The sequence below is a fragment of the Gemmatimonadota bacterium genome, assembly GCA_026387915.1.
GTDB lineage: Bacteria > Gemmatimonadota > Gemmatimonadetes > Gemmatimonadales > Gemmatimonadaceae > Fen-1231.
Window position 1 is genome coordinate 1 of sequence record JAPLKS010000003.1, and the last position, 10,278, is coordinate 10,278.

6 protein-coding genes and 1 tRNA gene are annotated in these 10,278 nt (G+C 62.1%); 5 read left to right on the top strand and 2 right to left on the bottom strand.

Going from position 1 to position 10,278, the window contains the following annotated elements; all coding sequences use genetic code 11:
* Positions 1–293: 293 nt before the first annotated feature.
* Positions 294–860, top strand: a complete 567-nt coding sequence (locus NTZ43_00395; GenBank protein ID MCX5765669.1) for a hypothetical protein — start codon at positions 294–296, stop codon at positions 858–860.
* 75 nt (positions 861–935) lie between these two features.
* Here the strand turns inward: NTZ43_00395 and NTZ43_00400 are convergent, their stop codons facing one another.
* Positions 936–1,829 (bottom strand): TetR/AcrR family transcriptional regulator, encoded by an 894-nt coding sequence (locus NTZ43_00400; GenBank protein MCX5765670.1) that lies wholly within the window; start codon positions 1,827–1,829, stop codon positions 936–938.
* A gap of 99 nt (positions 1,830–1,928) precedes the next feature.
* Between NTZ43_00400 and NTZ43_00405 the strand changes: the two genes are divergently transcribed.
* The 4 genes from NTZ43_00405 to NTZ43_00420 all read left to right on the top strand — a co-directional run bounded on the left by NTZ43_00405 (position 1,929) and on the right by NTZ43_00420 (position 8,664).
* Positions 1,929–2,588 (top strand): hypothetical protein, encoded by a 660-nt coding sequence (locus NTZ43_00405; protein MCX5765671.1) that lies wholly within the window; start codon positions 1,929–1,931, stop codon positions 2,586–2,588.
* A gap of 2 nt (positions 2,589–2,590) precedes the next feature.
* A complete protein-coding gene (locus NTZ43_00410; GenBank protein MCX5765672.1) occupies positions 2,591–3,259 on the top strand; it encodes a DUF2306 domain-containing protein in 669 nt (222 codons plus the stop codon).
* A gap of 250 nt (positions 3,260–3,509) precedes the next feature.
* Positions 3,510–6,767, top strand: coding sequence for an amidohydrolase family protein (locus NTZ43_00415; GenBank protein MCX5765673.1), 3,258 nt, complete (start codon positions 3,510–3,512; stop codon positions 6,765–6,767).
* Positions 6,768–8,133: 1,366 nt separating this feature from the next.
* On the top strand, positions 8,134–8,664 hold the full coding sequence (locus NTZ43_00420; GenBank protein ID MCX5765674.1) for a hypothetical protein: 531 nt from the start codon (positions 8,134–8,136) through the stop codon (positions 8,662–8,664).
* A gap of 1,458 nt (positions 8,665–10,122) precedes the next feature.
* Here NTZ43_00420 and NTZ43_00425 read toward each other — a convergent pair.
* A tRNA-Ile gene (locus NTZ43_00425) sits at positions 10,123–10,196 on the bottom strand.
* Between the last annotated feature and the right edge of the window lie 82 nt (positions 10,197–10,278).

A 10,278-nucleotide genomic window follows, 5' to 3' on the forward strand; every position in this document is an offset into this window, starting at 1 on the left:
CCATCGTGACCCCGCGCTCACGGACTAACCGGACCGCCTCCACCTTGAACTCCCGACTGTGCTGCCGTCGTGTTCGCATTTGACACCTCCAAGACCTAATGTACCTAAGGATGGTGTCTACCCAACCCAGTGCATCTCACGCAGTCTCCCCCCGAGACGGAGCGTCACATGCGAAGGAATGCGCTGACGCGTTGCGACGGATGGTGTTGGCCTCTGCATTTGATGTGGTTGTTCCAACGTGCGCGTGGGCCCAAGACAGGCTGACAGACCTCACGAAAGAGCAGCTGCTCGCGATGAACCTCACCGAGGCTCAAGCGCAAGACGCCCAACACGACCAAGATCAGGTGCAGGCCCTTGCGGCGATGCTCAGAACAACGCCGGGTGTTTCCAAAGCGTTTGGCCAGTGCGTGAAATGGGCGACGCAGCTCCTCGTCAAGTTTCGGAAAGAGAGCTACGCCGAGGTGACGAGGCAAGCCGATGTGTCGGAGAGCGTGTTTCAGCGCAACGCACTCTTGGCGCTGCGTGATGCGTCACTCAAGAGCAGTAACTTGCCAGCCGCGACGGATGCTCTGTGCTCCTCCATCGTTCTGCCGTGGTTGGCAGGGCTATCGGATCTTGGGGTCGAGCAACCGACGGCGACTCTCGCGGTGGGATTGCGGGGTGCGGCAGTCGTGGATGATCGGGTCAAGCAGGCCAGCTGCTTCGGGAACCTCGACCAATCGTGTGTGATGCCGAAAATCACCGCGGCACCGGAGTTTGGCGCGCTAGCGGACTACTTCATTGGCAATGCCGTGATGTCCGCCAGCATCATGATTGCTCGGTTCGAATTGCAGTTCAGGACGCCGATTCCGCGGATTTGAGCCGAGCGGTGATGTACCGATGCCTGACCTGCTCCGACGTGAATGTGTCACTGAGTGAGTCACGGCATCCGGTTGCTAGGGTGCTCCCAGTGAGTCCATGTAACATTGGATCCCGTCGAGCACTCGCCCTAGGCCGAACTCAAAGTGCTCGTCCATCGTACGCATTCGGCCACCGCGCGTCGGCAGCGGCGCATCCGATTTCGTGCCACCGGATGCTGACGACAGAATGGCGGAGAGCACCGGATAGCGCGCGTCGTTGACGGCACGTGAAAGGTCGGCACCAACCGCCTGCGCCCACTCCGCGTCCGACACCCCCTGCGACCGCGCCCGTGCAAGGGAGATGGCCGTGTCGGAACTCCCGCGCACGTAGCCGTCCACGAGTCCCAGCAGATCCATCATGTCTTCCGGGCTGAGCCCAGTATCGGCAAGAGTCTGCAGAAACGCTTCATGCCAACTCAACCAGTTGGGACCGTGCGGTGCGGCCACAAACGGTAACTCGGCGAGCCACGGGCGCGCGCAGAGCATCGCCCGTTTGGCAAAGGCCCAGTGCCGAATTTCTTGGCGCCATCCCTCGTACGCACCGTCGCGCTCCGGCGGCGTCCCAAGAGCCGCGTCCACACTCGCGTCGATCAGCGCTTCTTTACTCGGGAAGTAGCGGTAGAGCGCCATCGTGGTGAATCCCAGCCGTTCCGCCACCGCGTGCATGGTGAGGGCGCTCAGGCCGTTGGCATCGGCAAGACTGATGGCCGCCGCTATCACATCTTCGCGGCGGAGCGCCGGCTTTGGCCCACGACTCGGTCGCGCCTGCTCTTCCCAGAGCAGTTGGCTTCGCTGGCGCAGCTCCTGTTGTGCCGCACTCGCATCTATTTGAGGCGCCACCGTATGGGGCGCCACCGCGCCCCCTTTTCGTTTCGGCGCCGGCAGCTGCTCGGTTTTCGGCGGCCGCGTGGGGCCGGTCTTTCGTTTCATGGCGTTCCTGGCCAACAGCCCTTGACAGATCGTAAACTGTTTATATGATACACTTATTCGTGTACGACATAAACATAAACATTTTACTGGAGTCGCACAATGCCCCCCGCAACGTCCGCCATGGTTACGCTCGCTCACCCGTCGCTCGCCGCTGGCCGCACCCCCCGTAGCGCGAAGCTGAAGCGCGCTGCACTCGTCGCGTTCGCACTGGTCATCGGCGCTCGGTCTGCTTCGGCGCAGACCGCCACCGCCGAAAAGTCGAAGTTTGAGTTCCTGATGTCGTCCGGGAGCCTCGTGCCAACGGGAACCGAGCCGAACCGTATCAAGCGCGGTGACCTGAGCACCGCGCAACTGTCCTACCTCGTACTGCCGCGCGTCGCCGTCACCACGACCATCGGATGGGCACGGAGTCGTGACCTCGTGGCCATCGGCGCTCCAAAACTCGACGTCTTCACGTACGACCTGGGCACCGAGGTTCGCGCCAACAGCTGGCCGATTGGCCGCGCCGTGACCTTCACTCCGCTGGCCGGACTCGGCGCGGGCGCCCGCAGCTACAACTATCGGAGCTTGGACGTTGATGCCACGCACAACCTCGCGGCGTACGGCAGCGCCGGTGGCGAGCTTGGGTATCGCCGCGTGCGGTTGCGTGTGGAAGTGCGCGACTATGTCTCCGGCTTCAAGCCGTTGGTGGTGGCGAGCGCCGGTGGCCGCCGCACCGATGTGGCCGTGATGGTTGGCCTGCGCCTCGCGGGCCGCTAGTCGTGGGCGCCGCGTCCGTGCCTCGGCGGTTCGAGTGGCAACTTCCTGCTGCCTTGATCGTGTTGAGCGTCGTTCCGTCGGCGGCGGGGATTGCTCGGCTCGCCGAGCTCGCACGCGGGGCCACGATCACGGCAGCGAACGCGCGGTTTTTTGCGATGCCGCTGCCGGCGGTTCTGCATTTGATCACGGTGATTCCATTTTGCATCCTCGGTGCGCTACAGTTTGCGCCATCGTTTCGGCGGCGCCACCGAGGATGGCATCGTGCTGCTGGTCGAGTGCTCGTGGCCTGCGGATTGGTGGCGGCACTCACCGGGCTCGGTATGACGCTGGCGTATCCATGGCCCGCCGGTGATGGCGTGGCGCTCTACGCCGAACGTCTTGTCGTTGGGTCGGCGATGCTGATTTCGATTCTTCTGGCGGTGAATGCCATTCGGCGGCGCGATTTTGTGAGCCACGGTGCGTGGATGACGCGCGCGTATGCGCTTGGGATGGGCGCTGGCACGCAGGTGCTGACGCATCTGCCGTACTTCATTCTCGTGGGAACGCCGACGGTTCCGGCGCGCGCGGTGATGATGGGCGCAGGATGGGTGATCAACGTGGTGGTGGCGGAGTGGGTGATTCGGCGGCGCGTGAGTCGAGTCGCTGGCGTTGCGGTGCCGGCATTGAGTTGAACGCGCAGGGGTGTTGAGCAAAGGGGCACGTCTCTGGGGTACAGTCTCATTCGTTCCGTGGCGAACGACAGCTCGCTGCCGACGCCGCTCGGCTCGCGAGTCTTGTCGGAGGAGTCCTCTGGCACCCAGCCCGCGAGGTTCGTATTCGCCTTCGGCTCTGCCGAGCCGCGCGGGGATAGCGCTCGTCCTCGGGAATCCGCATTATGGGAACGAACCGCGATCTACGGACTTCCTTCCTGCCCCAGTGCCGATGCTCCGCCATCTGATTCCCAACCGCCTGTTCCGCGCGTCACTCGTGCTGCTGGCGCTGTGCACGCTCCCCGTCGACGTCCGCGCGCAAGACGCGTTCGCACCGCGCCCCGACACCGCGGCCCTGCCGCTCAAGCCGACGCGCAAAATCGCGTTCACTACCGACGAAGGGACGTGGATCTCGCTCGATGTCTCGCCCGACGGCAAGACGGTCATTTTCGATCTCCTCGGCGACCTCTACGTGCTTCCCATCGGAGGCGGCGAGGCGAAGCGCATCACCAGCGGCATGGCGTGGGACTGCATGCCGCGCTGGTCGCCCGACGGCAAGGTGATCGCGTTCATCTCCGACCGGAACGGCAACGACAACCTCTGGACCGTGAACCCCGACGGCACGGGACTCAAGATTGTCACAAAGGAAACCGACTTCACGCTCAGTTCGCCGGCGTGGACGCCCGACGGCGAGTACCTCGTCGCCCGCCGCTACGGTCCGTATCCGTCGCCGGAGAACTACCTCACCAACGTACCGCTCTGGATGTACCACCGGACGGTCGGCACGGGCGTCGAGCTCTATCCGCGTAAGCCGGGCGCCACGACGAACACGGGGGTGACCTTCGCGCCTGACGGCCGACTCACCTACTTCGCCAGCCACCCAGGCGGATACGCCGGCAGCGAGGTCGGTCGCTACCAGATCATGGAACTCGATCGCAAGACCGGCGTCTCGCGCATCATCACGACGGGCTACGGCAGCGCGCTGCGCCCCCTCGTCTCGCCCGACGGCCGCTGGCTCGTGTACGCGACGCGCCGCGACAAGGAAACGGCGCTCCGCATCCGCGACCTGCGCACGCTCGACGAACAGTGGCTCGTCACAGCGATGCAGCGCGACGATCAAGAAGGGTACGCGCCGAACGACGTGTTGCCGGGCTACGCCTTCACGCCGGACTCTAAAGCGGTGGTGTTCACCAGCGACGGGCACATCAAGCGCGTCGATGTGGCAACAAAGCAGGTAAGCGTCATCCCGTTCACAGCGCGCGTCGAGCAGGAGCTCGCGCCGCGCATCAACTTCCCGCAGCGCGTCGACGACGGACCGCTCGCCGTGCGGCAACTGATGTGGGTTGAGCAGGCGCCCGACGGCAAGCGCGCCGTGTTCACGGGCGTGGGCAAGATCTGGACGGCACCACTCGCCGGCGGCGCGCCACGCCGGCTCACGACGAGCCCGCTCCACGAGTACGCGCCCACGATTTCACCCGACGGAAAATGGGTGGCGTTCGTCAGCCAGTCCGACACCGGTGGTGCGCGCTTGATGAAAGTGCCCGCAGAGGGCGGTACGCCAGTCGCGCTCACGCCGGCCGGCGGGAGCTATACCTCGATCGCGTGGAACCCGGACGGCGACAAGCTCGTGTACGTCGGCCAGCGCCAACTCTCTCCGCTCTGCCGCGGATGCGGGCGCGAGGAACTGGCGTGGATCTCCGCTGATGGCGGTGAACCGCACAAAATCCTCCCCACGGCCGCGCAGCGCGTGTCCGTCATCAAGACGGAGCGCGACGGCGAGCGGGTGTACTTCTCGGAGCTGCTGCCACCGGCCACTCCTCCTGCGGGGATGTTCCCCGCCCCGCCCCCGACCGCTGTCGTCTCGGTGAAAATCGACGGGAGCGACAAGCGCACGCACGCCAAGCTCTCGACGACGTCCGGCCAAACGAGCCTCGGCCCGCTGCGGCCGTCACCTGACGGCAAGTGGCTCCTCTATGTCGACCGTGAGGACGCCTACGTCACGGCGATCCCAGACGTAGGCGACGGCATCGCCATCACGTTCCCGACGCCGAGTGTGCCGGCGCGGCGCGTGACGACGGAAGGCGCGAACTACGTGCAGTGGGCCGACGGCGGCCGCACGATTGTCTACAGCTTTGCCAATGAGATCGCCCGCGTGGCGCTCGACCGAGTCGTCGCATCCCCCGCGCGCGAGTCGTGGGGCACGGAACGTTTCACGATCGCGCTATCGGTGCCGCGCGGCGCGCCGTCGGGCAGCGTCCTGCTGCGCGGGGCGCGCCTCGTAACGATGAAAGGCGACGAGGTGATCGCGAAGGGCGACATCTTGATCGAGAAAAACCGCATCGCTGCGGTGGGCCGGAACCTCGCGGCTCCAGCCGGCGCGCGCGTCATTGACGTGAGCGGCAAGACGATCACACCAGGCCTCGTCGATGTGCACGCGCATCCCGTCACATACAGTGACATGCCGGCCGACGACGAGTGGAACATCGCCAACCATCTCGCCTTCGGCGTGACCACCACGCGCAATCCGAGTGGCAACCGCCTGACGTTCCTCTGGAACGAACTCGTCGACGCCGGCACGCTCGTCGGGCCGCGGCTCTACGGCACCGCCGCGCCTCTCACCACCAGCACTGTCGACGTCAAGAGTTACGAGGACGCGCTGCACGTGGTGCGGCGCTACAAAGCGCAGGGAGCGAACTCGCTCAAGCAGTACCTCCAGCCCCGCCGACAGGCGCGGCAATGGATCCGCATGGCGGCGGAAGCGGAGGGGATGATCGCGACCAACGAGGGAGAGAGCAACCTCAGGGCCGATCTCACGATGGTCCTCGACGGCTACACGGGGATCGAGCACAGCATCAACGTGGTGCCGATCCGCAAGGACGTGATTCAGCTCATCGCCCAGTCGGGCACGACGTACACGCCCACGCTCATCGTCGCCTACGGCGCGCCGGAAGGGGAACTGTACTGGCGCAACAAGACCGACATGCACGCCGACGAGAAGATCCGCCGCTTCATCCCGCACGAGGAAATCGACCGCAAGTGGCGTCGCCATACGGTTGTCATCGACGAGGACTTCAACTTTCCGCTCATCGCGCAGGGCGTGCGCGACATCGTGCGCGCCGGTGGCCGCGCCGGCCTCGGCTCGCACGGCAACCAGCAGGGGCTCGGCGCACAGTGGGAATTGCGCATGCTGGCCTCGGGCGGTCTCACGCCGCACGAAGTGCTCAAGATTGCGACGATCATCGGCTCCGAGTCCATCGGGCTCGCGAAGGAGATCGGCTCAATCGAGGTCGGCAAGCTCGCCGACCTCCTGGTGCTCGACGCGAACCCGCTCGAGAACATCGACAACGCGATGAAGCTGCACTACGTGGTGCGCAACGGTGTGATCTACAACGCCGACACGCTCGACGAGGTATGGCCCACCGTACGGAAGTTCCCGCTCTTCCCGTGGGCACGGGACGATGCGGCGTACGACAAGATGAAGAAGCCCTGAGCCTCGCCGCTTGGCCGGGGCCGCGGCGCCGGCCAAGCGGAGCGTCCAGGCGTCGCTCCACAGCACAATGCCCCGCCTCGTGACCTATCACGAGGCGGGGCATTGTCTTGTCCGATCAGTGGGCCATCGAGGACTTGAACCTCGGACCTCACGCTTATCAGGTCGCTCGAAAAGTTTGGAACTCTGCGCGAAATTACCCATCAGCCGCGCGACACGAACATTCTGCTCAGTTTTCCACCCAAAGACGAACATTCGCGCACTTTCGTCGCCCAAGCTGCGCGCACGCATGGACACCACAACTGCGCAAACGGCAGAGCGAGGCAAGAAGTATCGCGAAATCAAAGTGGAGTCATTCCGGTTATTCCGCGATCACGGATTGAACTCGGACCAGTAGTGACGGGGGGTCGACGCGGCCATGTCGTCCTCCCATCATCGCACCAACGTAAAAAGAGTCATCTTTTGCACGTTTTTTGGTATCGAAAACACGTCAAGAATATTTGATTTTTCGCTTGATTTTCGATTGGAATTTCGGTATATTTTTGTATCGCGAAACAGCGCGATAAAACGTGAAGAGTAGCAGCGAGAGCTCTGGCTCGAAGACCTGCTCACCAACCGTCTCCTCGGAGAGTACGGTGGTACGGCCAGACCGACGAATGGATGTTGTCGGAACCACGCGCGGCGTTTTTTTAGTCCCGAAACGGAGGTTCGATTGTTTCTCCCCCCAAAGTTTGCCCATATAAGTGTCCCACACTCTTTCGGGCATCCTCACCCGAGGGCGGACAGTCGCCCGCACCTGCTGCCGACAAAATGCGGTAGAACGGTGCGCCGTTACTCAACCCGCCCGCCCGACGAAGCGACCTGCGTGCCCTGCGTCGTCCGCCATTTGTTGGAAGGGTTTCCGTTCAAATCGCCGAACGATCCGCCGCTGTACTATCCCCACAATTCGCGCCTACGCGCCATTGGGAGCGCGCCTCGGAAAGGCGATGCGCCGGCGCCGGCGCCGCCTCGCCTCGCGCTCTATGACCAGGTACGGGACATTGTCCTCGTACAACTCCTTAAACACCCGAGCATCGGTGCGGAATGGGATGCTTCGCTCAATTTGCTCTGTCAGCGTCTCGTTGATTGCGGTATGAACTCGGATTACCTACATCCAAAGAAATGGCTGTGCCGCACTGTCACGGAGGTGCTTCTGGGACGTCGAAGTTACTACGCCAAACGGAAAGTTGTTCGAGAGTTTTTGGATCCGTTTGTCGAAGAAGTTCGGCGTCGGATGCAGGCCTAGGTCGAAAACAGGCACCGCCTTCGCGGTGGTCACTCGGATGTTACCGAGTGACTCGCCGTTGAATCCAAATAGGAGAACATCTCGATGAGCGTCCTCGCCGAAGCGATCAGTGTCATAGTCCCGGTCAGCGTGCTCGAACAAAAGTACCCTGGCGGAGCCGTGCAGTATGCACGGGATTGCCCGAACCGCACCTTTTGCTTCGACGATCACCTCACGCGCATGGGACTCATGGCGCCTACTGATGTAAGTGTGTATGTCGATCACCTGGTCAAACTGGGACTCACCTACCTTTGTGCGGGCAAGGCTATCGACTTCGTCGTCGTGGACCAAAACTACGGGCCGACGACACCGTGTGATTGGATCGAGGGCGGGAAACACCCCGACGGGTACTCTGCGGTTTGGATGGCTGGGACAGTTCCAGGCCGATTCTGTCAGCCCGACGAGTGGCCCCTGTCGGAGGGCAATCCGAAGCTCATTCCGACGGCCGAACTGAAAGATCGAGTTTTCAAACTTGGAGAGGAAGGAAACTCCACCACGTTTCTCGATCTAAAGACGGGGAATGTGAAGTACACGATTCGGATGTTTCGTGAGGAGGGTGAAGCGCTGACTGAATAGTGGCCCGGCTCGCGCGGTTCGCGGCGCGACGACCAGCCGACCTCTTGTTGCATGCCGCAGCGCGAATCATCATCCTCATATCTGAGACGTCGGCGGCATTACGCCAAACGGAAACGTGTTCGCGAGCGGCTCGATCCGTCCTCGGAATTTGTTCGACGGCGGCTACCGAATACTTTGCGGTCAAATCACGTTACGTGTGATGCGTATATGACTCTAGTATTGGAGAAAACCTCGTGCTGAATTCGAAACAACGAAGGGTTCTCTTTCTTGCTTCCGTGGCGTTTGTGGCTATGGGATTGCGTCCACCTTGGACTCGCGCGTACAATCGCGAACAGATCCACAGCGAAGAACCAATCGGATATTCACCATTGTGGTCTCCGCCGTATGACGAATACATGGGCCGACTGGCGTACGGGTTCCATATTGACGGTAGCCGCCTTGCCGTACAGTGGCTTCTGCTAATCGTCGGGGCGGGAGCGGCCATCGTGCTGCTCGGAGGAAGCACCATACGACAGGGCAGCCCAGACCTAGCCTCGCGGCCGGCTCGGCCCCAGCCGTTCGCTTCAGCTCGCTCCAAAGTTGTAGCCCTGTGCATCTTCGGGGTAGCTACGACGCTCTACGTCTACGCGCAGTACCGTCAGACTCGTGACCTGAAAGAGATGGCGTCACAGCTGGCTTCGCGGAATGCGAAAGAAGTGGCAGAGCAGAAAGTGACGCGCCAAGAGCGGAAGATTCGGATTGGTGATTCTCCTACTTCCATTCGCCTCCGACTCGGAAGTCCAAACGACACGACCGAGCGGAATTGGAGTTACGGAAGACCACAAGTCGCTAAGTTTTTTTCTCAACTGACACGGTAGGTTTGAGGCGACTAACCGTTTCGATATACCGCCTGCCAGATATGTCATGGATGCCAGAGGATTCGCTGCAGACGCAGCCCTCTGACAACGTTGATGAGGCGTTGAAGCGCTTCAAGGAGAAACTTGGCAGCCCTTGCGCTGTACGGGGAGACGACAACTTCGCTTCTTATTTCTATAAACTATCGGCAGCCGAACTTTCGGAGGATTCCCTCTATGGTCGACTGTATAGCGCGGAATCTCAGCGGAAACCCGTAAGACTTCTCGTCCTTTCTCTCCGTGGGGCTAGAACCGTCTATGGTTCCGGATACACCGAGGTACATCAGAATAAGCGCCACGCAGACTGTTTTCGATAGCGGGAAACCGTGAGCTTGGCAGACGCTACGCATGCGACGCTTACCGATACGGATTCACCTAATTGAGATGCACTGGGTTGGGTTCGGCGACCTTAGTTCCGCGCGAGATTGGGGTTTGCGGTCGGTGATGACTGAACGGACACCTCTCCAACAGCAAATCGCGTAGGCAACACCGACACCATCACCACGTCGGAACAGCACAAAGCCCCGCCGGCGTAATCGCTGACGGGGCTTGTACTTACGATCAGTGGGCCATCGAGGACTTGAACCTCGGACCTCACGCTTATCAGGCGTGCGCTCTAACCACCTGAGCTAATGGCCCAAACCTCACCAAATCACTACACCAGAACCACTAAATAAAACGGGCAGGTGCCCGTCCGTCAATGAGTTACGCGCTGTATCGC